At 66.9% G+C, this 21,279-nt stretch carries 18 protein-coding genes and 2 pseudogenes; 13 read left to right on the forward strand and 7 right to left on the reverse strand.

Features of this window, described 5'->3' with window-relative positions:
- Positions 1-55 precede the first annotated feature (55 nt).
- The 9 genes and pseudogenes from G6N68_RS31440 (at position 56) to G6N68_RS09915 (ending at position 10,714) form a co-directional block, all read left to right on the forward strand.
- Positions 56-1,871, forward strand: a pseudogene (locus tag G6N68_RS31440) (PE family protein).
- A 16-nt stretch (positions 1,872-1,887) separates the two neighbouring features.
- Positions 1,888-2,544, forward strand: coding sequence for a PaaI family thioesterase (locus tag G6N68_RS09880; RefSeq protein ID WP_163711068.1), 657 nt, complete (start codon positions 1,888-1,890; stop codon positions 2,542-2,544).
- A gap of 98 nt (positions 2,545-2,642) precedes the next feature.
- Positions 2,643-4,706, forward strand: a complete 2,064-nt coding sequence (gene thrS, locus G6N68_RS09885) for a threonine--tRNA ligase (protein ID WP_163711070.1) — start codon at positions 2,643-2,645, stop codon at positions 4,704-4,706.
- Positions 4,643-5,269 carry an ATP adenylyltransferase gene (locus G6N68_RS09890; RefSeq protein ID WP_163711075.1) on the forward strand — a complete coding sequence of 209 codons (627 nt, stop codon included), beginning with the start codon at positions 4,643-4,645 and terminating at the stop codon, positions 5,267-5,269. Before thrS ends, G6N68_RS09890 begins: the two co-directional genes overlap by 64 nt.
- A complete protein-coding gene (gene pgsA, locus G6N68_RS09895; protein WP_163711078.1) occupies positions 5,266-5,934 on the forward strand; it encodes a phosphatidylinositol phosphate synthase in 669 nt (222 codons plus the stop codon). Before G6N68_RS09890 ends, pgsA begins: the two co-directional genes overlap by 4 nt.
- A gap of 71 nt (positions 5,935-6,005) precedes the next feature.
- Positions 6,006-6,929, forward strand: a complete 924-nt coding sequence (locus tag G6N68_RS09900; RefSeq protein ID WP_163718403.1) for a phosphatidylinositol mannoside acyltransferase — start codon at positions 6,006-6,008, stop codon at positions 6,927-6,929.
- Positions 6,929-8,053 (forward strand): glycosyltransferase family 4 protein, encoded by a 1,125-nt coding sequence (locus G6N68_RS09905; protein ID WP_163711081.1) that lies wholly within the window; start codon positions 6,929-6,931, stop codon positions 8,051-8,053. Before G6N68_RS09900 ends, G6N68_RS09905 begins: the two co-directional genes overlap by 1 nt.
- Before the next feature lie 14 nt (positions 8,054-8,067).
- Positions 8,068-9,132 carry an NUDIX hydrolase gene (locus G6N68_RS09910; protein WP_163718405.1) on the forward strand — a complete coding sequence of 355 codons (1,065 nt, stop codon included), beginning with the start codon at positions 8,068-8,070 and terminating at the stop codon, positions 9,130-9,132.
- 260 nt (positions 9,133-9,392) lie between these two features.
- Positions 9,393-10,714 (forward strand): annotated as a pseudogene (locus G6N68_RS09915) (ISL3 family transposase).
- Positions 10,715-10,721: 7 nt separating this feature from the next.
- On the opposite strand, the gene G6N68_RS09920 reads toward G6N68_RS09915, so the two are convergent.
- Together G6N68_RS09920 and G6N68_RS09925 are read right to left on the reverse strand one after the other, a co-directional pair.
- Positions 10,722-11,423: a plasmid pRiA4b ORF-3 family protein gene (locus G6N68_RS09920; RefSeq protein ID WP_003891399.1), complete on the reverse strand. Its 702-nt coding sequence runs from the start codon at positions 11,421-11,423 to the stop codon at positions 10,722-10,724.
- 301 nt (positions 11,424-11,724) lie between these two features.
- Entirely contained in the window at positions 11,725-13,500 is a 1,776-nt protein-coding gene (locus G6N68_RS09925; RefSeq protein WP_163718407.1) for a PE-PPE domain-containing protein, read from the reverse strand.
- Between the two features lie 124 nt (positions 13,501-13,624).
- Between G6N68_RS09925 and pdxS the strand changes: the two genes are divergently transcribed.
- The 4 genes from pdxS (at position 13,625) to G6N68_RS09945 (ending at position 16,820) form a co-directional block, all read left to right on the forward strand.
- Entirely contained in the window at positions 13,625-14,554 is a 930-nt protein-coding gene (pdxS, locus tag G6N68_RS09930) for a pyridoxal 5'-phosphate synthase lyase subunit PdxS (protein WP_163711084.1), read from the forward strand.
- Positions 14,555-14,562: 8 nt separating this feature from the next.
- Complete coding sequence (gene tesB, locus G6N68_RS09935) at positions 14,563-15,399, forward strand: acyl-CoA thioesterase II (RefSeq protein WP_163711088.1); 837 nt, start codon at positions 14,563-14,565, stop codon at positions 15,397-15,399.
- Complete coding sequence (gene pdxT / locus G6N68_RS09940; RefSeq protein WP_163711091.1) at positions 15,396-15,992, forward strand: pyridoxal 5'-phosphate synthase glutaminase subunit PdxT; 597 nt, start codon at positions 15,396-15,398, stop codon at positions 15,990-15,992. Before tesB ends, pdxT begins: the two co-directional genes overlap by 4 nt.
- Before the next feature lie 72 nt (positions 15,993-16,064).
- Positions 16,065-16,820 (forward strand): YebC/PmpR family DNA-binding transcriptional regulator, encoded by a 756-nt coding sequence (locus G6N68_RS09945; RefSeq protein ID WP_163711093.1) that lies wholly within the window; start codon positions 16,065-16,067, stop codon positions 16,818-16,820.
- Positions 16,821-16,847: 27 nt separating this feature from the next.
- On the opposite strand, the gene G6N68_RS09950 is transcribed toward G6N68_RS09945, so the two are convergent.
- The 5 genes from G6N68_RS09950 to G6N68_RS09970 form a co-directional block, all read right to left on the reverse strand.
- On the reverse strand, positions 16,848-18,143 hold the full coding sequence (locus G6N68_RS09950; protein WP_205351466.1) for an Rv1453 family transcriptional regulator: 1,296 nt from the start codon (positions 18,141-18,143) through the stop codon (positions 16,848-16,850).
- Positions 18,144-18,294: 151 nt separating this feature from the next.
- Positions 18,295-19,848, reverse strand: a complete 1,554-nt coding sequence (locus G6N68_RS09955; protein WP_163711101.1) for a polyamine aminopropyltransferase — start codon at positions 19,846-19,848, stop codon at positions 18,295-18,297.
- The gene (locus tag G6N68_RS09960; protein ID WP_163711104.1) at positions 19,845-20,315 is read right to left on the reverse strand and encodes a DUF350 domain-containing protein; all 471 of its coding nucleotides are present in this window, start codon (positions 20,313-20,315) and stop codon (positions 19,845-19,847) included. Before G6N68_RS09960 ends, G6N68_RS09955 begins: the two co-directional genes overlap by 4 nt.
- A 24-nt stretch (positions 20,316-20,339) precedes the next feature.
- Positions 20,340-20,771, reverse strand: a complete 432-nt coding sequence (locus tag G6N68_RS09965) for a DUF4247 domain-containing protein (protein WP_163711108.1) — start codon at positions 20,769-20,771, stop codon at positions 20,340-20,342.
- A complete protein-coding gene (locus tag G6N68_RS09970) occupies positions 20,768-21,271 on the reverse strand; it encodes a DUF2617 family protein (RefSeq protein ID WP_163711111.1) in 504 nt (167 codons plus the stop codon). Before G6N68_RS09970 ends, G6N68_RS09965 begins: the two co-directional genes overlap by 4 nt.
- Between the last annotated feature and the right edge of the window lie 8 nt (positions 21,272-21,279).

Genomic DNA, 21,279 nt, shown 5'->3' on the forward strand with positions numbered 1-21,279 from the left:
AGGCTCATGTCCAGAGATTTGACGGCAACGTAAGTCCTCGCGTGGGGAGAGTCCGATGTCGTTCGTTTACGCAAGGCCGGAGATCCTGAGCGCAGCGGCCGCAGAGTTGGAGAGCATCGGCGCGGCATTGAATGCGGCCGGGACAGCCGCCGCCGGCCAAACGACCGGGATCCTCGCCGCCGGGGCCGACGAAGTGTCCGTCGTCATTGCGACGCTGTTCAACGGCCACGCGCAGGCCTACCAGGCGCTCAGCCGCGAAGCCGCAGCGTTCCATGAGCGATTTCTGTTGGCCCTGAGCGCCGGAGGCGGGGCCTACACCTCGGCCGAAGCCGCCAACGTGGCGGTCATGGATGTGATCAACGCGCCGACTCGGGCGTTGTTGGGACGTCCCCTGATCGGCGACGGGTACGCGGGCGGGCCAGGGCAGGACGGCGGCCCGGGTGGGCTGCTGTTTGGCAACGGCGGCCGAGGTGGGGATGGACTGCCCGGCCAGGTGGGCGGCGACGGCGGCAGTGCGGGGCTGATCGGCCACGGCGGGGCCGGCGGTACTGGCGGAGCGGGTGCGGCCGGCGGCAACGGCGGTAGCGGAGGGTGGCTGTACGGCAATGGCGGGGCCGGCGGGCGGGGCCGCGCTGGCGGGCATCAATTTCGGCAATCCCGGTCAAGGCGGCCGTGGCGGCAACGCCGTGCTGTTCGGTGATGGCGGTGCCGGCGGGCAGGGGGGCACCGGCTTGACGGGAGCGAACGGGGTGAACCCCGTACTGAGTGGACAGGGGGCCACGGGGATCCCCGGTCTCCCCGAAATAGTCCCCGGTGATGCGTATGGCACCGCCGGTGGTGACGGTGTCGACGCCGGCCTCGGCGCCACGGGCGGCACCGGAGGCGCGGGTGGCAACGCCGAATCGGACTTGGGCTCTGCCGTTGGCGGCAATGGCGGCACCGGGGGCAGCGGTGGCAACGGGGGAGCGGGCGGCGACGGCGGCTGGGCCATCGGTGGCGCGGGCAGCGCAATTGGTGGTGCGGGTGGCAACGGGGCGATTGGCCAAGCCTTCGGCGGGGCTGGCGGTGACGGCGGCATCGGCGGTGAGTCGGGCAGCTGGGGAGCTGCTAGCCGCGCGGGCGCGGGCGGTGCCGGTGGGGCGGGCGGCACCGGCGCTCCGGCCGGTGCCGGGGGCAGCGGCGGCGCGGGGGGCGACGGTGGCCGCGGCGGCTTGTTCGTCGGCAACGGCGGTCACGGCGGCACCGGCGGTCAGGGCGGCGTCGGCGGTATCGGTGCGCCCGGCGGCATGGGCGGCGCGGGTGGTGCCGCCGGCATCGGCACCGCCCTGGGCGCCGGTGGCAACGCCGTCGGAGGCACCGGTGGTGTGGGGGGTGATGGCGGCCTCGGCGGGACTGGTGGCACCGGTGGCGCAGGCGGACGGGGTGGCAACGGCGGCGCCGCCGGTCTGCTTATCGGCAACGGCGGCAATGGTGGCCAGGCTGGCTTGGGTGGCGCCGGCGGAGCGGGCGGTGTCGGGGGTGGCGGCGGCGCTGGAGGGTTGGGCGGTATCGGTTCGGGCACCTTTCTTGGCGCGACGGGCGTCGGCGGCAACGGCGGCGCGGGTGGTAGCGGCGGCACGGGTGGCGACGGCGGCGATGGCGGGGGCAGCGGCGTAGGCGGCCTTGGCGGTTCGGGGGGCCTGTTGTTCGGCCAGGATGGTGTCAATGGCGGAGCCGGCGAGGGCGGCATCGGCGGTGTCGGGGGAGCTGGCGGCGCGTTTGGCACTGGTGGTGCGGGTGGCAATGGATCGCATGGGTCCGGTGCCGACGGTCCGGACGGTAATCAAGGCGCCGAGGGCGCATCCGGCCAACCGGGCTTGACCTTCCCCTAGGCAATACCGTGTCCTGGTGACCGAAAAGGCAGCGGCAGAGGCGCAGGAACAAACACCCCACCCCGGCGGAGGTTTCAACCCGCCCGAACCCACCCAAAAGGGTGGCCCGGACTACGGCAGGTTTATCGAGGCGGTGCGCACGCTGCAGGATCATGCCCGCGCGGCAGACGCTCCTGACGAGGTAATCACCCATGCGGCGGACATGATCGAGCAAGTGTCGACGCTGCTTGCCCCGTTTTATGCCGACGAGTGGCAATCGCCGTCGGGACGCCGGATGGATCTGTTGGTGCGCGGCAACATTCTGACCGTTCCCATGTCGGCTAAAAAGGTACGGACCGAGGACGGAGTGGACCGCATTGAAGGCTGGGCGCGGTTTGCCCGCTTTCACCTCGGACGCAACGGGGCGGTGCACGGCGGGGCGCTCGGGTTGTTGTTCGACACCGTGCTCGGATTGACGGCGTCGGTGCTCAGCGGCACCCCGCGCCAGCGCACCGCCTATCTCAAGGTCAACTACCGCAACATCGTGCCGATCGAGAAGAAGCTGCAGATCGACGCCGGGGTCGACCGCATCGACGGGCGCAAGATCTTTGTCTCGGGCCGGCTGAGCGACGGCGACACCGTGCTGACCGAAGCCGACGCGTTGTTCGTGCGTCTCAAGCCGGGGCAGCCGTAGAACCCTTCGTCGAGGTCGGCCCGATAGCATGGCAACCGCCAGTTGAAATCTTTGCGAAGACCTCGCAAAACCCCTAGCAGAGCATGGAGACCGACCCGATGAGCGCCCCCGCAAAACCAGTCCCAGGATCCCCGATCAGGGTTCCTGCCGGGACTACCGCGGCCGCCGCCGTCGGCGAGGCGGGCCTGCCCAGGCGCGGCGCACCCGACGCGGTAGTGGTGGTGCGCGACCCCGACGGCAAGCTGCGCGACCTGAGCTGGGTGCCCGACACCGACGTCGAGGTCGTTCCGGTGCCGGCCAACTCTGAAGAGGGCCGCAGCGTCATCCGCCATTCCACCGCGCACGTGCTGGCCCAGGCCGTCCAGGACCTGTTCCCGCAAGCCAAGCTGGGCATCGGCCCACCCATCACCGACGGCTTCTACTACGACTTCGACGTGCCCGAGCCGTTCACGCCGGAAGATCTCGCGGCGCTGGAAAAGCGCATGCGCCAGATCATCAAGGAAGGGCAGCTGTTCGACCGGCGGGTCTACGAGTCCAAGGAACAGGCGCGCGCCGAGCTGGCCAACGAGCCGTACAAGCTGGAACTCGTCGACGACAAGTCCGGCTTCTCCGCGAACACCGCCGAGATCATGGAGGTCGGCGGCGACGAACTGACCGCCTACGACAACCTCAATCCCCGCTCGCGCGAACGCGTTTGGGGAGACCTGTGTCGCGGGCCGCACATTCCGACCACCAAGCACATTCCGGCGTTCAAGCTCACCCGAAGCTCGGCGGCATACTGGCGGGGTGACCAGCGCAACGCCAGCCTGCAGCGCATCTACGGAACGGCCTGGGAGTCGCAGGAAGCGCTCGACCGCCATCTCGAGCTGATCGCCGAAGCGCAGCGCCGCGATCACCGCAAGCTCGGCGTCGAGCTGGACCTGTTCAGCTTTCCCGACGAAATCGGTTCCGGCTTGGCGGTTTTCCACCCTAAGGGCGGCATCATCCGGCGGCAGCTGGAGGAATACTCGAGACGCAAGCACGAGCAGGCCGGCTACGAGTTCGTCAACACCCCGCACATCACCAAGGAGCAGCTGTACATCACCTCGGGGCACCTGGAGTGGTACGCCGACGGGATGTACCCACCCATGCACCTCGACGCGGAACTCAACGAGGACGGCACGGTGCGCAAGCCCGGCCAGGACTACTACCTCAAGCCGATGAACTGCCCCATGCACCATCTGATCTATCGGGCGCGGGGGCGGTCCTACCGCGAACTTCCGTTGCGACTCTTCGAGTTCGGCAGCGTCTACCGGTATGAGAAATCCGGCGTGATCCACGGGTTGACCCGGGTCCGCGGCATGACGCAGGACGACGCGCACATCTACTGCACCCGCGAGCAGATGCGTGACGAGCTCACTTCGGTGCTGCGCTTCGTGCTCGATCTGCTGGCCGACTACGGGCTCAACGACTACTACCTGGAGCTGTCCACCAAAGACCCGGAGAAATTCGTCGGCTCCGATGAGGTCTGGGAAGAGGCCACCGAGGTCCTGCGAGAGGTCGGTGAGGCGTCCGGCCTGGAGCTGATCCCCGACCCGGGCGGCGCGGCCTTCTACGGACCGAAGATCTCGGTGCAGGTCAAGGACGCGCTGGGCCGCAGCTGGCAGATGTCAACGCTGCAGATCGACTTCAACATGCCGGAGCGGTTCGACCTCGAATACACCGCGAGCGACGGTTCGCGTCAGCGACCCGTGCTGATCCACCGCGCGCTGTTCGGATCCATCGAGCGGTTCTTCGGCATCCTCACCGAGCACTACGCGGGAGCGTTCCCGGCCTGGCTCGCACCCGTGCAGGTGGTCGGCATTCCCGTCGCCGACGAGCACGTGCCGTACCTCAAAGAGGTTGCCGCGCAGCTGAGGTCGCAGGGCGTGCGGGTCGAGGTGGACAGCAGTGACGATCGGATGGCCAAGAAGATCGTGCACCACACCAATCAGAAGGTGCCGTTCATGTTGCTGGCCGGTGACCGCGACGTAGAGGCCGGCGCGGTGAGCTTCCGGTTCGGTGACCGCACGCAGATCAACGGCGTGCCCACCCAGGACGCGATCGCGACCATCGTGAAATGGATAGCCGACCACGAGAACGCTGCACCGACCGCGGAATTGGTGAAGGTAGCGGGGTCGTGACCGAGAGCCGGGACCAGGACCAGGACACGATCTTCGACCGTGGCGTCGGCCGGCGTGACGAGCTGCAGCGGCTGTGGACTCCGTACCGGATGAACTACCTCGCCGAGGCGCCGCTGCGTCGCGACAACAGCAAGCCGGACGAGCCGTTCACCGACATTCCCCGAATGTCGGACGAGGAAGGCCTGGTGGTCGCGCGCGGCGAACTCGTCTACGCCGTCCTCAACCTCTACCCCTACAACCCGGGGCACCTGATGGTGGTGCCGTATCGGCGGATATCGGAGCTGGAGGAACTGACCGAGGCGGAGAGTGCCGAACTGATGGCGTTCATCCAGAAGGCGATTCGCGTCATCAAGAACGTCTCGCACCCGCACGGCTTCAATGTCGGCATCAACCTGGGGACATCGGCGGGCGGGTCGCTGGCCGAGCACCTGCACGTGCATGTCGTGCCCCGGTGGGGCGGTGACGCGAACTTCATCACCATCATCGGCGGGTCCAAGGTGATACCGCAGTTGCTGCGCGACACCCGCCGACTTTTGGCCGAGGAGTGGGCTAGGCAACCGTGAGCAGATTGCCCTTTTTGCGCAAGTCATTCTTCGCCCGGGTCGCGGATCCGGTCGCGCGGGCTGCCCTGCGTACCGGATTGACGCCGGACGGCGCCACCATCATCGGCACCGTCGCCGCGGTGGCGGCCGCGCTGACGCTGTTCCCGATGGGCAAGCTGTTCATCGGCGGCTGCGTGCTCTGGTTCTTTACCGTGTTCGACATGCTCGACGGGGCCATGGCTCGCCAACAGGGCGGTGGCACCCGATTCGGCTCCGTACTGGACGCCACCTGCGACCGGATCAGCGACGGCGCGGTGTTCTGCGGTCTGTTGTGGTGGATCGCGTTCCACATGCGTGACATGCCGCTGGTGGTGGCGACGTTGATCTGCCTGGTCACCTCGCAGGTGATCTCCTATATCAAGGCGCGGGCCGAAGCCAGCGGGCTGGACGGCGGCGGTGGCCTCATCGAACGGCCGGAGCGGTTGATCATCGTGCTGGCGGCGGCCGGCATTTCTCAATTCCCGCTCATCGCCTGGCCGCCCGCGCTGCCGGTCGGCATGTGGCTGCTGGCGGTGGCCAGCGTCATCACCTGTGGTCAGCGGTTGTGGACGGCGCGCAGCTCGGCCGGGGCCACCGACCGCTTGCCGCTGCCCGGGCCGAGCGAGCCCGGAAAGAGCCAGTCATGACCTACACGTTTCCGGTTTTTGGACCTGGTGGGGGTCCGAATCGGGGGCTGGGTCTGTCGACGAGCCTGCAAATGCCCGGAAAGCTGCGCAGCTTTGTGACCGAGCGGGCGACCGACCGGTTGTATGCGGCCGGTTGGCTGGCGGTGCGGGCGCTGCCAGAGTTCGCCGCGCGCAACGCGTTCGACGCCGGCGCGCGGTACGCGGCCCGCAACGGCGGCCCGGAGCAACTGCGCAAGAACCTGGCCCGCGTCATCGGCACGTCGCCGGCGGGCGTGCCCGACTCGCTGATGCGGGCGTCGCTGGCGTCGTACGGCCGCTACTGGCGGGAGGCCTTTCGGCTGCCGACGATGGACCACGACGCGATCGCTCGTCACCTGGACCACGTGATCCAGGGGCTGGACATTCTGGACGCGGCCCTGGCCGCCGGGCGCGGCGCGATCGTGGCGCTGCCGCACAGCGGTAACTGGGACATGGCCGGGGTGTGGGTAGCCCAGCGGCACGGGACGTTCACCACCGTCGCCGAGCGGCTCAAACCCGAATCGCTGTACCGCCGTTTCATCGACTACCGCGAAGGCCTCGGTTTCGAGGTGCTGCCGTTGTCCGGTGGCCCACGACCACCCTTCGAGGTGCTGTGCGAGCGGCTGCGGGACAACCACATCGTGTGCCTGATGGCCGAGCGTGACCTGACCCGCACCGGCGTCGAGGTGGATTTCTTCGGCGAAGCCACCCGGATGCCCGCCGGGCCGGCCAAGCTGGCCATCGAAACCGGTGCCGCGCTGTTGCCGACGCACTGCTGGTTCGAGCCCGACGGTTGGGGTTTCCAGGTCTACTCGCCCCTGGACTGCAGCAGCGGCGACGTCCGGGCGATCACCCAGGCGATGGCCGACCAGTTCGCCGTCAACATCGCCGCCCATCCCGAGGACTGGCACATGATGCAGCCGCAGTGGCTGTCCGACCTTTCCGAGGCTAAGCAGGCCCGCTTGAAGGAAGCTTGATGCGGATCGGGATGGTCTGTCCCTACTCGTTCGACGTGCCGGGCGGGGTACAGGCCCACGTTCTGCAGCTGGCCGAGGTCATGCGCGGCCGCGGCCACGAGGTGAGCGTGTTGGCGCCGGTGTCGCCGCACGCCTCGCTGCCCGACTACGTCGTCTCCGCCGGCAAGGCCATCCCCATTCCCTACAACGGCTCGGTCGCCCGGCTGCGGTTCGGCCCGGCGACCCATCGCAAGGTCAAGAAATGGCTGTCGGAAGGCGATTTCGACGTGCTGCACCTGCACGAGCCGAACGCGCCGAGCCTGTCCATGCTGGCCCTGAACATCGCCGAGGGGCCGATCGTGGCTACCTTCCACACCTCGACCACCAAGTCGCTGACACTGACGGTGTTCGGCGGCATCCTGCGACCGATGCACGAGAAGATCGTCGGTCGGATCGCGGTGTCCGACCTGGCCCGCCGCTGGCAGATGGAAGCGCTGGGCTCCGACGCGGTGGAGATTCCCAACGGGGTCGACGTCGATGCGTTCGCCTCGGCGTCGCCGCTGGAGGGATATCCGCGACCGGGCAAGACGGTGCTGTTCCTGGGCCGCTACGACGAGCCGCGCAAAGGAATGTCGGTCCTGCTCGAGGCCATGCCCACGGTGGTGCAACGCTTCCCCGATGTGCAGCTGCTGATCGTCGGCCGCGGCGACGAGGACGAATTGCGGCGCCAGGCAAGCGCTTTCGTGGAACATGTGCGTTTCCTCGGGCAGGTCGACGATGCGGGCAAGGCGTCGGCCATGCGCAGCGCCGACGTCTACTGCGCGCCCAACACCGGCGGCGAAAGCTTCGGCATCGTGCTGGTCGAGGCGATGGCCGCGGGCACCCCGGTGGTCGCCAGCGACCTGGATGCCTTCCGGCGCGTACTGCGCGACGGGGAGTGCGGCTGCCTGGTGCCCGTCGAAGACGGTGCCGCGCTGGCCCAAGCCCTCACCACCGTGTTGGAAGATGAGGCGCTGCGCGAGCGCTACGTGGCGGCCGGGTCGGAGGCGGTGCGCCGTTACGACTGGTCGGTGGTGGCCACCCAGATCACGCGGGTGTACGAGACGGTCGCCGGCTCGGGCGCCAAAGTTCAGGTAGCCAGCTAGTGACGTCGGCCACGATCGCCCTCATCGGCGTCGCGGTGGTGCTGTTCGTGCTGCTGGCGGGGTTCGGCGCGTGGAGCTATCAGACGGCCAACCGGCTGAACCGACTGAACGTGCGCTACGACCTGTCCTGGCAGGCGTTGGACAGTGCGCTGGCGCGCCGGGCGGTGGTGGCGCGGGCGGTGGCGATCGACGCGTACGGGGGCGGCGCCAGCGCCAGTTCGGAGGGCAGGCGGTTGGCGGCGTTGGCCGACGCCGCCGAACGCGCGCCCCGGCATCTGCGTGAGGCGGCCGAAAACGAGCTGTCGGCCGCGCTGGCCATGGTGGATCCGGCATCGCTGCCGTCGGCGCTGATCGCGGAACTGGCCGACGCCGAGGCGCGGGTGTTGCTCGCGCGTCGCTTTCACAACGACGCGGTCCGCGACACCCTGGCACTGGGCGCGCGTCCCCTGGTGCGCAAGCTGCACCTGGGTGGAACCGCAACGCTGCCCAGCTATTTCGAGATAGCCGAGCGCCCGCACGGGTTGACGCACAGCGACAGTGGCGTGGTCAGCCACCGCACGTCGGCGCGGGTGGTGCTGCTCGACGAGACCGGCGCCGTGCTGCTGCTGTCCGGGTCGGATCCGGCGATCACCGACGGCAGCGCGCCGAAATGGTGGTTCACCGTCGGCGGAGAAGTGCGCGAGGGCGAGGAGTTGGCCGAGGCCGCCGCCCGTGAGCTGGCCGAAGAGACGGGCCTGCGGGTGGATCCGGCGGAGTTGATCGGGCCCGTTTGGCGACGTGACGAGGTCTTCGAGTTCAACGGGTCGGTGATCGACAGCGAGGAGTTCTACCTGGTGTACCGCACGCGGCGGTTCGAGCCGTCCATCGCGGGGCGCAGCGAGCTGGAACGACGCTATATTCACGGCGCTCGGTGGTGTGGTGCCGGGGATATCGCGGACTTGGTGGCCGGCGGGGAACTGGTCTATCCCCTGCAACTGGGCGAGTTGTTGCCGGCGGCCAACCGGCTGGCGGATGGCGCGGAGGCGGCGCCCGACGGCGTGGAATCGGGTGCCGCTGGTAGGCCGCAGTCCATACGGTGATCCGAGCGGGCGGACGCCGCCGGTGCAGAAGGCGACGGTGTCGTCGTGCGATAAGCCCGAGCAGCGGCCAACGCCGAACGAATGCACTAACGGACCAGGAATGCGCCTGGAATAAGCATTTCAGGAATGTGCATAGAGCAACCCATTATGGGCTCTTCGCAGATGAGGGTGTAGGGGTTGTCGGCGCGTCGTTGCCGGGATAGGGGTCGAGGTCTCTCGAAGATGGAGGTTCTCACGCCACCCATCCGAAAGACCTCGACGTGCCCAACGCTACCGGTGGGGCGGGCTTCGCCTGCGCTGACCTCACGACTTTCTGCCGCCTCGATGAGCTCGGGTTGGAGGTGACCGGCCAGCACCTCGCTGATGATCGCGCGGTGCTGGCGTGCAGGCTCGTCGAAGAGGATCGGTGGTGCCGGCGCTGCGGCGAGGAAGGCAGTCCGCGTGACAGCATCACCCGTCGGCTTGCCCACGAGCCGTTCGGGTGGCGGCCGACCACGCTGCTGGTGACGGTCCGCCGCTACCGGTGCGCCGGATGCGCTCATGTGTGGCGCCAAGACACCAGCAAGGCCGCCGAACCACGCGCCAAGCTGTCCCGGCGAGCGCTGCGGTGGGCACTGGAAGCCCTTGTCTGCCAGCACCTGACGGTGGCCCGGCTCGCCGAAGCCCTGGCGGTGTCGTGGAACACCGCCAACAACGCCGTGCTCGCCGAAGGCCAGCGGGTGCTGATCGCCGACCCGACCCGCTTCGACGGCGTGGCGGTGATCGGCGTCGATGAGCATGTCTGGCGCCACACCCGCCGCGGCGACAAGTACGTCACCGTCATCATCGACCTCACCCCAGTACGGGATGGGACTGGTCCGGCCCGGCTGCTCGATATGATCGAGGGGCGCTCCAAGAAGTCGTTCGCCGACTGGCTGGCCCAGCGGCCACAGGACTGGCGTGATGGCGTGGACGTCGTTGCCATGGATGGCTTCTCCGGGTTCAAGACCGCCACCGCTGAAGAGCTACCTGAGGCAGCCACGGTGATGGATCCCTTCCATGTGGTGCGCCTGGCCGGTAACGCCCTCGACGAATGCCGGCGTCGCGTGCAGTTGGACACCTGTGGGCACCGCGGCCGCAAGACCGACCCGCTGTATGCCTGCCGACGCACCCTGCACACCGGTGCCGATCTGCTCACCGACCGCCAGAAAGCCCGACTGGCGGCGTTGTTCGCCGTCGACACCCACGCCGAGGTCGAAGCCACCTGGCAGATGTATCAGCGCACCGTAGCCGCCTACCGAGAGCCCGATCGTAAGAAAGGCCGCACCATGATGGCAGCGCTGATCACCACGCTGAGCACCGGCGTTCCCAGGCCTCTGCAGGAACTGATCACCCTCGGCGCACCCTGACCAAGCGCGCCGCCGACGTGCTGGCCTACTTCGACCGGCCCGGCACCAGCAACGGCCCAACCGAAGCCATCAACGGTCGCCTCGAACACCTGCGCGGCTCCGCCCTGGGCTTTCGCAACCTGTCCCACTACATCGCCCGATCCCTGCTCGAGACCGGCGGATTCAGACCCCAGCTCCTTGGACCTCGGCAGTGAAGAGTCCTCAACGCGTATTCAACACGGCCAGAGCGTCATTGGTCTCGGCCACCGAGAAACGATCGGGGTGCCAGTCTCGGGGCAGCCAGTCCCGCATCTCCTGCGCACCCAGCCCCATCGGCGTTGCCCGCGGGTCGTACCCGCCACGAACCCACGCAGCCAATTCCTCATAGCCGCCCAGCCCACCACAATCCTCCGGCGGGCAGGCCATCCTGCCCGTCAGGCACACAGGAGCCGAAGGTGGATCATCGAGAACGTCTTCGACCACCAGCACGTGCTCCCATCCATCGCCGAAGTCGTAGTCATAGAACAACCGCTCACCCTTATCGGAGACCACCTGATCGAGCCGCACGCTGTCCTCGACGACACCGTCGTCGCCTTCGCTGAGATCAAACCCAGTGACGAAGTAGGCACGCCTACGCCGGTCCCCCCCGACACCGAACTTATGCAGATGACCGTCCTGCCAACCCATCGCCGCCTGCAGCACGACATGCAGCTCATCGAGCATGAGATCGCCCGGCAGGACCAGACGACGCCAAATCGGCGGCTTGGCGTACATCAGGTCCACCCGGACCCGGAAACCCCGCACACGCTCCGGCACAGCCCGCACCTCGGGCGTTGGCTCATCGAACACTCCCGCGAACACATCCCGGCCAGCACCGGCAATCAGCTTCTGCAGCATCGACAGGTCCACAATGCCCCCCGGCACCCCGCTCTTCCTCTTAAGCTTCCGCTTCTTCTCCGGCACGCCCCCAGTCAACCAGACACCCCAATCACCGGCCGAAAACAGTTGACCGTCCTACACCCTCAACTGCGAAGAGCCCCATTATGGATATTCGGTATTCAAAAATTTGGGCCGTAACTAATTGGCTTTGCCGCCCGTCTGCCACAGCCACCACGGATCCACGTCCGGCCGGGTGACCTGTGTGTGTGTGTGTGTGTGTGTGTGGCAGACCCTGCGGAGAGCCCCGATCGGCGAGCCGTCGCCGCGCCCACGAATGGGCCAAGCGTTACCCGATCTGTGCTCGCAGGCCAGACAACGCGTCGTTGACTCCTTGCGCAGCGCCCTCCTGCAGCTGCACGGCAAGTGCGCCCCAATCGACGCTGGGGAAGAGGCCGAACGGCTGCGGGATGTCCTGATATGCGGTGCGGTCGTAGCCCAGTTCGACGAGAATTCGCAAGTTTGGCTGGATCAGGTCGGCCAGCGGGTCGCCAATCAGCGGGATGGCCCGCAGCGGGTACAGCAACGGCAGATCATGGGTGGGAATCAGGATGTACGTGGTCAGCACGTCCGACGAGGACACCGGCTGTATTACACCCGATGAAATACCGGGAGGTGTCGGAATCAATCCAGAATGCAGGAAAAGGATGCCCGCCAGGGCGTTGGCGGTTGAGAAGATGTTCAGCGGATATCTGGGGAAGTCGCTGACACCGTCGTATTGGGTCGAGTAGTCGAATGCCGGATAAATGGACGAAGGCGTCGCGCCGGTGAAGCTGAGACCAATCTCCGGTATGGCGAAAGAGCCGAAACGCGCAAAAATACCGCCGTCGGGCCGGCCGGGATTACCGGTCAACGCAAAAGACAATTCGTCGATGCCCGGACGGAGAATTTCGGGTATCGATTGCAGATAGCGCATTTCCTGGGCGGCGATCATCGCGCCCTGGGAGACGCCGAACACGACGACCTCGTTTCCCAGCGCGTGCTGCGCCATGATCGCGGCGTGCAGGTTCGCGACGCCCTGGGCCACTGACGCGTCAAAGGTCAAGGTATCCAGCCCGGTGAAGGGGAAGAACTTCGACGGTGTCTCGAGTACTTGTGCGGTGTAACCGGGATGGAAGGGGCTGATGAAATGCGCCGCGTATTCCAGTAAGGCGACCTTGACGGGCACGAACGAATCGGTGCCACCCACGACTAGCGCCGTTACTCCAGGGCCGCCGTCTCCCACCACCAAGAAGGGAGGGCCGTCACCACCGGTTTTCCCGAGGCCGATCTGTCCGTTGCCGGTGATGTTGGCGCCAATATTCCAGTTGCCGATATTGCCGAATCCGATGTTTCGGTCACCGGTATTCAGGAAGCCGATGTTGCCGTTGCCGACATTGCCGTTGCCGATGTTTCCATTACCGACGTTTCCGTTTCCGATGTTGTTGACGCCGATATTTCCGTTGCCCACATTGAAGGTGCCGGTCTGCAAATCCACGCTGATCGGCGGGAGCCCGGCAGCGGCGTAAGCGTGAGCCGCCTGCTCGCGCACGTTGCGCAACAACTGCTGCAAACCCTCTTGGAATGGCGGCAGTTGGGCGACCGCCGCCGACGCGCTGGCGTGGTAGCCCAACATGGCAGCCACGTCCTGCGCCCACATCTGCTCGTATTCGGCTTCGGCGGCCGCGATGGCTGGGGTGTTCTGGCCGAATAGGTTGGACCGCACCAGTGCGACCACCTGATTCTTGTTGGCCGCGATCAGCGCGGGATGCACAACCGCGGCCCGAACCGCATCGAACGCGTCGACCACGAGCCGCGCTTGGCCGGCCGCCTGCTCGGCCTGGCGGGCCGCTGTGTTCAACCACCCCACATAGGGATCGGCCGCGTGCGTCATGGCTTGCGCCGTCGCGCCTTGCCAGGCCTCGTTCGCCAATCCCGAGGTGACCGCGGCAAATGAACTGGCGGTCGCGGACAAGTGCTCAGCGAGCCCATTCCATGCCGCCGCCGCAGAAAGCATCGAGCCCGGCCCCGCCCCAGCGAAGATGCGGGCTGAATTTAACTCCGGCGGCAATACGGTGAAATTCAGTGCCAGTTATCCTTTCGCTTCCTGGACCATATGAACAACTACCACGGTTCACAAGGCCGGAGGCGGAAAACTCCTTTGTTGGGCGGCACTAGACTGGTACCGCAGCGAACAGCGAAGGAGAGCAGTGGACGTCCAGTCAGTCCAGTCAGTCCAGGCGGGGGGTTCGGCCTCCGGCCAGACCGGGACCGCGCGCGTCAAACGTGGCATGGCCGAGATGCTCAAGGGCGGCGTCATCATGGACGTCGTCACCCCTGAGCAGGCCCGCATCGCCGAAGGCGCCGGCGCCGTCGCGGTGATGGCGCTGGAACGGGTGCCCGCCGACATCCGAGCCCAGGGCGGCGTGTCGCGGATGAGCGACCCCGACATGATCGAGGGGATCATTTCCGCGGTCACCATCCCGGTGATGGCAAAAGCGCGGATCGGCCACTTTGTCGAGGCGCAGATTCTGCAGAGCCTGGGGGTGGACTACATCGACGAATCCGAGGTCCTCACTCCCGCCGACTACACACACCACATCGACAAGTGGAAGTTCACCGTGCCCTTCGTGTGCGGGGCCACCAACCTCGGTGAGGCATTGCGGCGCATCAGCGAGGGCGCGGCGATGATCCGGTCCAAGGGTGAGGCCGGCACCGGTGACGTCTCCAACGCGACCACCCACATGCGAGCCATCAGCGGCGAGATCCGGCGGCTGACATCGCTGTCCGAAGACGAATTGTTCGTCGCGGCAAAGGAGTTGCAGGCACCCTACGATCTGGTCGTCGAGGTGGCACGCGCGGGCAAACTGCCGGTCACGCTCTTCACCGCGGGTGGCATCGCCACTCCCGCCGACGCGGCCATGATGATGCAACTCGGCGCAGAAGGCGTCTTCGTCGGCTCGGGCATCTTCAAGTCAGGGGATCCCGCGCAACGCGCCGCGGCAATCGTCAAGGCCACCACGTTCTACGACGACCCAGATGTGCTGGCCAAGGTGTCGCGGGGACTGGGCGAGGCGATGGTCGGCATCAACGTGGAGGAGATCGCGGAGCCCCATCGCCTGGCCCAACGCGGCTGGTAACAACAGCCGTGGCGATCGAGCAGATCCTCGACCTCGAACAACTCGAGGTCAATATCTACCGCGGCAGCGTGTTCAGCCCGGAGTCCGGCTTCCTGCAGCGCACATTCGGTGGACACGTCGCGGGACAGTCGCTCGTTTCGGCCGTCCGTACCGTGGAACCGCGCTACCAGGTCCACTCGCTACACGGGTATTTCCTGCGCCCGGGAGATGCCACGGCGCCCACGATCTACACCGTTGAGCGCACCCGCGACGGCGGATCGTTCGCCACCAGGCGCGTCAACGCCATTCAGCACGGCGAAATCATCTTCAGCATGGGTGCGTCCTTTCAGACCCATCAGGAGGGGATCAGTCATCAGGACGCCATGCCCGCGGCCCCGCCGCCGGAGGGTTTGCCCGGGTTGAGCTCGATGAAGGTCTTCGACGACGCCGGTTTCAAGCAGTTCGAGGAGTGGGACGTCTGCATCGTGCCGCGGGAGCAGCTGGAATTGCTGCCCGGCAAGGCCTCCCAGCAGCAGGTATGGTTTCGCCACCGTGACCCGTTGCCTGACGACCCTGTCCTGCACATCTGCGCCCTGGCCTACATGAGCGACCTCACCCTGCTGGGCTCGGCGCAGGTGAACCACCTTGACGTCCGGGAGCATCTACAAGTGGCTTCGCTGGACCACGCGATGTGGTTCATGCGCCCGTTCCGGGCCGACCAATGGCTGCTCTACGACCAGTCCTCGCCGTCGGCCAGCGGGGGGCGCTCGCTGTGCCAGGGCAAGATCTTCGACCAGAGCGGTGCGATGGTGGCCGCGGTCATGCAGGAGGGGTTAACCCGCTTCAAGCGCGGATATCAGCCGTGAACCGACCAACCGTGGGGGTTCTCGCCCTGCAGGGCGACACCCGGGAGCATCTGGTCGCGCTGCGCGCGTGCGGGGCCGAGCCGATAACAGTGCGGCGGCTTAGCGAACTCGATGCGGTCGACGCTCTGGTGCTTCCCGGCGGGGAGTCGACCACGATAAGCCACCTGTTGCTCGACCTGGACCTGCTGGAGCCGCTGCGGGCGCGGCTGGCCGACGGACTCCCGGCGTACGGCGCCTGCGCCGGCATGATCATGCTGGCCAGCGAGATTCTGGATGCCGGTGCGGGCGGGCGCGAGGCATTGCCCCTGCGTGGTATCGACATGACCGTGCGGCGCAACGCATTTGGCCGGCAGGTTGACTCGTTCGAAGGCGATCTCCCGTTCGACGGACTCGATGAACCCGTGCGGGCGGTGTTCATCAGGGCACCGTGGGTGGAACGAGTGGGCGACGGGGTGCAGGTCCTCGCGCGGGCGGCGGGACACGCTGTCGCCGTTCGGCAGGGGCGAGTACTTGCGACGGCGTTTCACCCGGAGATGACGGGGGACCGCCGTATCCACCAACTCTTCGTCGACATCGTCACCGGCCGAGCGTGACGCTCGGCGCGACTGGGTGGCCACGTAGAATCGTCAGGCGAACTTTTTAAAGCGAAAGAGGTACAAACACCGATGAGCGGCCATTCCAAGTGGGCCACCACCAAGCACAAGAAGGCCGTTATCGACGCGCGCCGCGGGAAGAACTTCGCCCGCCTGATCAAAAACATCGAGGTCGCGGCCCGAGTCGGTGGCGGTGATCCGGCAGGCAATCCGACGCTTTACGACGCCATCCAGAAGGCCAAGAAGAACTCGGTCCCCAACGACAACATCGAGCGGGCCCGCAAACGCGGCGCCGGCGAGGAGGCCGGGGGCGCCGACTACCAAAACATCACCTACGAGGGGTATGCACCCAACGGCGTAGCCGTGCTGATCGAGTGCCTGACCGACAACCGCAATCGCGCCGCCAGCGAGGTGCGCGTGGCGATGACGCGCAACGGCGGCACGATGGCCGACCCGGGGTCAGTGTCGTACCTGTTCTCCCGTAAGGGCACTGTCACCCTGGACAAGAACGGCTTGAGCGAAGACGACGTGCTGGCGGCGGTGCTGGACGCCGGCGCCGAGGAGGTCAATGATCTTGGCGACAGCTTTGAGGTGATCTCCGAGCCGACCGACCTGGTCGCGGTGCGCACGGCGTTGCAGGAAGCCGGCATCGACTACGAATCGGCCGAGGCCAGTTTCCAGCCGTCGGTCAGCGTGCCCGTCGACGTGGAGGGCGCCCGCAAGGTTTTCAAGCTCGTCGACGCGCTGGAGGACACCGACGACGTGCAAAACGTCTGGACCAACGTCGACCTTTCCGACGAGGTGCTGGCAGCCCTCGAAGAGGACTAACTCGGGGCTCTGCCAGCCCGTGGGGCTTTACTGCCCCGACACCGCTGCGCGGCCACCGTTGGACATCGCCTTGGGGGCTGTTGTTGAACCGCTGGCTTGCTCGCCGCGCCACCGCAGCGCCTGGATGGCCACCGCGACCTCGACGGTTGTCTCGTTGAGCGGTCGCGGTAGCAGTCGCTGCGCGGTGTCCAGCCGGTGCAACAGCGTATTGCGGTGCGTGTAAAGGAGTTTCGCGGCGCGCGAGGCATTGCATGCGGCATTGATGTAGGTCAGCACCGTCGTATGCAATGTGGGGTTGGCCTTTTCGAAGTTCCCGAGGGTCGACCTGATGAAATTGTCCGCGCCTTCTGGATTCTCGGTGAGTAGGGCAATCATTTGGACATCGGCGAAGAACGCGGCGCGGTGGGGTGAGCGCAGCCGGGTCAGCATGCGCTGCGTGGCAAGCGCTGCCATGTGACTGCGGCGAAAGCCTTCGATGCCCGCGCCGGAAGTTCCGATCGCGATTTGTGAACCCGGTGCCGCGTCGAGGATTTCGTGGAGTTGCTCGACATCCAGGGCCTTGAGGTCCGCGGCGTCTTTGACCCATACCCAGCGAGTCGCGGCGCCGGCAATGATGTTCAGCGGTCGCTGGCCGCCGGCGGCCTTGCCGAAGGCCTCCGCAACCGCGCCGAGCGGATCGGGGTCATAGTTGGCGGGTTCGGGGCACCAGATGATGGCGGCCGTATGGACCCGGTCGAAAGAGTAGTCGAGTTGCGTTTGGACGCGGTCCTCGTTGACCGGCGCCTCGTGCAGGATTTGTTCGACGATCTTGCGGCGCTCGGCATCGATGTCTCGGGCAAGTTTGGCGTACTCCGCGTGCATCTCTTCGGTGATGCCGGCCAGCGTCGCATCGACGAATTCGTTGGCGTGCCGGAACGGGATGTCCAGCAGCCCTTGGAGCTCCTCGGGGTGGGACGTGAGTCGAAACGCAATCTCCGTCCAACGCCGCCAGGCCAGATTGTGTCCGATGCGGTAGACCTCCAACGCCGAGGCATCCATTCCACGCCGAACCAGGTCTCGCGCCATGTCCAGCGTTTCCGGGCTGAGATTCGCCGGCACCGGCGCGTCCGGGTTGCGCAGGATGGCTGAGGCGAAGTGCGCCAGATTGCCGCGATTCGCGCGGCTGACCACCTTGGCCAGAGCAGGGTCTCGTGCGAGCTCTGGGCAGGCGGCTAATGTGATGCGATCGAATTCCTCGAGCCACTCCGGGGGAGGATTGAGTGCCATGCGCGCTGCACTGCGAATCAGTTCGTGTACGCGTGGCGAAGTGGGTTGCCTGGACACGTGAGGATCGTCGGGCATGCACCCACTTTCACCGGATCTCGCTGGACTGGTTAGGGCGATTTGCCCACCGATCGTGAGCATCGAGTCAGTGCAGGTGTGCAGGTTGCCTAGTCGCCTGCCCAACACGGCGCTGGCGGTGCTGGCGGCGCCGCTAGTCGTAACCGTGGCGCATGTCGTCGACGATGCGCGGGTTGTCCAGGGTCGACGGCTGCATCGGCCGGGGGCGCACGTCGTCGGCAAACACCGTCGCGGCGTCCAGCACCCGCTGGTCCAGGAACCGCAACGGGGGAGCGTCAGCGGGCACGGTCGGTTTCGGGGCAACGTCGCCGCGTCGCGCCAGCACGAAACCCCAGTCACCGAACGTCGGTACGTGCACGTGATACGGCGTGACCGCGTAGCCGGCCGAGCGGATCGTCGAAACGGCCCGCCAAAAGGCCGCCCGCGTCGAAAACGGGCTGCCCGCCTGCACCACCATCAGTCCGCCCGGAGCCAGAGCATTGGCCACCAATGCGTAGAACTCCGTGGAATACAACCGACCCAGTACGGGGGTGTCGGGGTCGGGCAGGTCGACGATCACCGCGTCGAAACCGCCGGAAGGAACGTCCGCGCGGCGCAGCCAATCCATCGCATCGCCGATCACCACGTTGACGTGCGGGTTGTCCAACGAACCGCCGTTGGCCTCACGCATGGTGGTGCGGGCCAACTCGATGACGACTGGATCGAGCTCCACCTGTTGGACGCTTTCGACGCCCGGTTGCCGCAGTAGTTCCCGCGCCGCCAGGCCGTCGCCGCCACCGAGCACCAGCACTGAGCGCGCGCCGTCCCCGAGCGCGGGGTAGACCAAACTTTCGGTGTAGCGGTACTCGTCCCGGGTGGAGAACTGCAAGCCGCCATCCAGGTAGAGCCGCAGGTCATTGCCCCGGCGGGTTACCACGATCTCTTGGTAGGCCGAGTGCCGGTAGGCGATGATCGGGTCCGCGTAGAGCCGTTGCCTGCTGGTGGTCTCGATGTCCTGGGCGCGCACCAGCAACGTGACCAGCAGTGCCAGTGCCGCGGCTAGCGCGCACAACGCCGCCGCCAGTTGCCGGCCGGATACGGAGTGGCGGAGCAAGAAGACGGCCACCACCGCGGCCGCCACCAGGTTGACCATGCCGGTGGCCGCCGAGCCGCGAATCATGCCCAGGTGTGGCAGCAGGATGAACGGCCAGACCAGGCCGCCGACCAGTGCGCCGAGGTAGTCGGCCGCGTTGAGGTTGGCCAGCGTCCGGCCGGTGTCGGTGGCACCGGCTACCTGGCCGCGCTGCAACAACGTCATCAACAGCGGCACCTCGGCCCCGACCAAACCACCGATCAGCGCCGTGCCCAGGCCCAACACCCACGTCGACCCGTCGACGAACGCGAACGCCACATACAGTGCCGCTGCGGACAATCCGCCGATGATGCCCAACAGGGTCTCCACCGCGATGAAGGTGACGGCAGCGTGCGCCAGCAGCGGCTTGACCAGCAGGGCGCCCAAGCCCAGGGCTGCTATATAGCCCGCGACTATCAGCGAGGTCTCAACGATGCCGCCGCCGTTGAGGCTCGTCGACAGCGTCAGCAGCGCCAGCTCGTAAACGATGCCGCAGGCCGCGCACGCCGCGACGGCGGCTAGCAACACGGCGCGCCAACGGGTCGTGGCGCGTGGCTCCGCGAGCGCGGCGGTCATGACAGCGAGGCGGCTGTCACCGCTCCGATCGCCAGCAACATCGCGGCGGTGGCGAAGGCCGCCGGGTGCAGCTCCGATTCTTCGACGTGGGCATAGAAGTTGCCAGGCACGAAGACGCGCAGGATGAGCAGCGCCAGCCCCTGCAGGACGATGCCGATCGTTCCGTAGATCGCCACGCCCAGCAGGCCTTCGCCCAACTGATTCGAGCTGGTGTAGATGGCGACGACGATGATCGTGGCCAGGGCCGCATACAGCGCAGACGCCAGGATGACGGCGTTGGGCCTGCGTTCGAGAAACACCAGCTGTCGCAGATTCCCGGGCGTGAGTAGGTCGACCATGAGGAACCCGCCGATCAACACCGTGACGCCGACCAGGAAGTAGAGCACCGACGCCACCACGCCATGCAGGATCGGGGCGAAGGTCACGGTGCCGAAATCGACCGCCGCCGCATACCGGGCCTGATCCATGGACGTGTCTCCTTTGCGTGTGCGCTATTTACTACCGCCCGGTCCTCCGGGGCTGCCGCCCGAGCCGCCCGACGGCGACCCGGGGGTGAATCCGGGACCGAGGAAGATGAACGAGCCGTGGTTGTAACCGGCACTGAGCGGTTCGACGCGGATGCTGCACGGATAACCGCCGTCGGGGCCGACGATGACGATGACGCGGTTGTACCGCAGGTAGTGGTTGGCGCCGCTGTGTGCGCGCGCCGCGGGGGGCTTGTAATGAGCGAGGGTGTCGGCCACCTGCTTGGGGGAGCCGGAGCAGACGTAGCGCTTGCCGTTCAGATCGTGGGAGTACTCGTGGTAGTGGCTGGCGATATAGGTCTCGATGTTGCGGCTGAGCAGGACCACCCCGAAGATCAGCGACACGAGGCCACCTGCCGCGAGCGCGGCGGCGATCAGCAACAGGCGGTTGCGGCTCATGGCTGCCAGTGGCTCGCAGTGCGGACCACGGTGCCGCCGGAACCGGACGGGTACAGGTGCCAGGTTTGCCAACGCCAGCCGGCGCTATCGGGTTCGGCGGCCAGCGCAGTCAGCGCAGCGTCATCGCCGGGGAACACGCCGCCGAGCCAGCCGGGTTCCCTTGCGCATCGTCGGCGCAACTCTTGCGCGATCCGTCGGAAGGTCGGCTCTTCGTACGTCTGGGTGCGAGATTCCAGCCAATAGCCGGGCGCGTCGGTGTGCTCGGGCAGCGTCGCGGCACCACTCCGGACTCGACACGAGACCTGCTCGGAGAACGTCTCGGTGCCGTGCTCGACGGTGATCACGTGTGAGGCGCCCAAGACGCCGAGCACCAGGGTTCCGCCGTCGGGGTGGGACAGCCGATAGCTGGCAAGCGGTTGCGGTGCAGCCTCGTTCAGCGCGAGGGCCAGGCGAGCCCCTGATACGTCAGCCGGAGCGACGGCGAGCTGGTGAAGTGGCACCGGATCGG

It is taken from the genome of Mycobacterium bourgelatii (genome assembly GCF_010723575.1).
Classification (GTDB): domain Bacteria; phylum Actinomycetota; class Actinomycetes; order Mycobacteriales; family Mycobacteriaceae; genus Mycobacterium; species Mycobacterium bourgelatii.

Bases quoted from the DNA above. Each gene is read 5' to 3' on its own strand.
- G6N68_RS09960 (WP_163711104.1), bottom strand. From the start codon at position 20,315: ATGGATCAGGCCCGGTATGCGGCGGCGGTCGATTTCGGCACCGTGACC.
- G6N68_RS09900 (WP_163718403.1), top strand. From the start codon at position 6,006: ATGCCCGGAAAGCTGCGCAGCTTTGTGACCGAGCGGGCGACCGACCGG.
- G6N68_RS09955 (WP_163711101.1), bottom strand. From the start codon at position 19,848: ATGACCGCCGCGCTCGCGGAGCCACGCGCCACGACCCGTTGGCGCGCC.
- G6N68_RS09945 (WP_163711093.1), top strand. From the start codon at position 16,065: ATGAGCGGCCATTCCAAGTGGGCCACCACCAAGCACAAGAAGGCCGTT.
- G6N68_RS09965 (WP_163711108.1), bottom strand. From the start codon at position 20,771: ATGAGCCGCAACCGCCTGTTGCTGATCGCCGCCGCGCTCGCGGCAGGT.
- G6N68_RS09905 (WP_163711081.1), top strand. From the start codon at position 6,929: ATGCGGATCGGGATGGTCTGTCCCTACTCGTTCGACGTGCCGGGCGGG.
- G6N68_RS09890 (WP_163711075.1), top strand. From the start codon at position 4,643: ATGGATAGCCGACCACGAGAACGCTGCACCGACCGCGGAATTGGTGAA.
- thrS (WP_163711070.1), top strand. From the start codon at position 2,643: ATGAGCGCCCCCGCAAAACCAGTCCCAGGATCCCCGATCAGGGTTCCT.